Raw genomic sequence first — 1,632 nt, 5'->3', positions numbered from 1 at the left:
GCATATAATAACTAACCCCACCAACTACAGCCGCTAATACTCCCACTGTAGTTATCAATTTCTTATACTTCATGCGAATCACTCGACAATAAACTCAATATTGTTTGTAGTAATTTCTTGCTATTTCGTTGAAATTACAAACAAAAAATAGTAAATCCGACTAAGGATCTACTTGCTAAAAAACTTCTTCTCAAACTAAGATTATACAACAAGTTTTAAACTTGTCTATTATCAGAGCTATAACAGTATGTTTCTATATTATTTAAATCAATGATTAAACAACTAATTAATCATATGAAATTACGCACTTTTATCCTCAAGAGGATTTATTTGTTAATAAAATGCATAAGAGCTATGAAATAAATTGAGAAATATTAACACTTACAAAAAGTGCGTATTTCAAATTTGCAATTTTAATCGCAAAAGCTTAATAAATAGACAAATCCCTCTAGTTTTCAAGTTCATAAACTATATGAACTAAAGCTTTAAAAAGTGAAAGAGTATAATGAGAAACAAAAAGTTTGTTAACTCTAACTTTAAACTTGGAAGTACTTTTATCTAGAGATTACAAAAATATGAATAATACACAATGGCAACTGATTTCGTTTATTGGTGCAGATGCCAATAAGTTTTTACAAGGACAAATTCCTGTTAACCTAGAGCAATTAACAGCACAACAAAGTACATATTCATGTGTAACTTTACATACAGGTAAAGTAATAGGTACTTTTAGATTATTTAAATTAGATGAACAAAATATTCATCTGCTAGTGTATGGTGTTGAACAAGCTAATCGTATTCTAGCTCACTTTAAAAAATATGCAGTATTTAGTAAAGTAACTATTACTTTAAGTACGGCTAGTATTCATTTCTATAATGAAAACCTTCCAGCTGAATTTATGAGTTTAGATTCTAATAATTTTATTGTTCATACTGATTATTGTTTAAGTTTTGGGATTAGCTTTAATAACTTAGATAGTAGTGCATTTAGTAAATTAGCTTTTACAAACGAAGACGCTAAAGTATTAAATGATCAACAAGTATTAGCACTAACAACTGCGCTTGGCTTTGTTTATGATCTTAAAGCTGAATATGTTGATACAGTACTCCCACAAGCTTTAGGTATTGATCTCTTAGAGCAAGCTATTAGCTTTAAAAAAGGTTGTTATCAAGGACAAGAGGGCATTGCCCGTGCTAAATACCGCGGCACCAACCCAAATAGTCAACAATTATTTACACTCGACACTCAAAAACTAGAAGAAGCTCAACAAGCACAGTTACACGTTCGTTTAGATGTTGAGGCTGAAAAAGCGAGTGGTAAGCTTTTAGCCGTAGTAGATGTTGCTAATCTGACTTTACCTGATAATTTGGCGCAAGCACTTAAAGATAAAACTCTTGTTGCTAGTACTATTATCACTAATAAGCTTCCTGCTAATGAGTATCAATACTTTATCCAAGCGGATACAAATACTTATAATTTACAAGCTTACACATTAAATACACAAGACAATTAAGCATAGTTTCGTTTTAATAGTCTAGTTTTGATAGTCTAGTTTTAACAGTCTAGCTTTAATATCTCTATTAATACAATCCCCCTCTTAATAAAACAAACTTTTATTAAGAGGGGGATTG

At 30.4% G+C, this 1,632-nt stretch carries 1 protein-coding gene; it reads left to right on the top strand.

The window, feature by feature from the left end; translation table 11 throughout:
* Window positions 1-575 precede the first annotated feature (575 nt).
* The gene (ygfZ, locus tag CKF58_RS07200; RefSeq protein WP_119532428.1) at window positions 576-1,514 is read left to right on the top strand and encodes a CAF17-like 4Fe-4S cluster assembly/insertion protein YgfZ; all 939 of its coding nucleotides are present in this window, start codon (window positions 576-578) and stop codon (window positions 1,512-1,514) included.
* Window positions 1,515-1,632 lie beyond the last annotated feature (118 nt).

It is taken from the genome of Psittacicella hinzii, assembly GCF_003585935.1.
In the GTDB taxonomy this organism is placed as follows: domain Bacteria; phylum Pseudomonadota; class Gammaproteobacteria; order Enterobacterales; family Psittacicellaceae; genus Psittacicella; species Psittacicella hinzii.
This window is presented reverse-complemented; position numbering and strand designations above follow the sequence as displayed.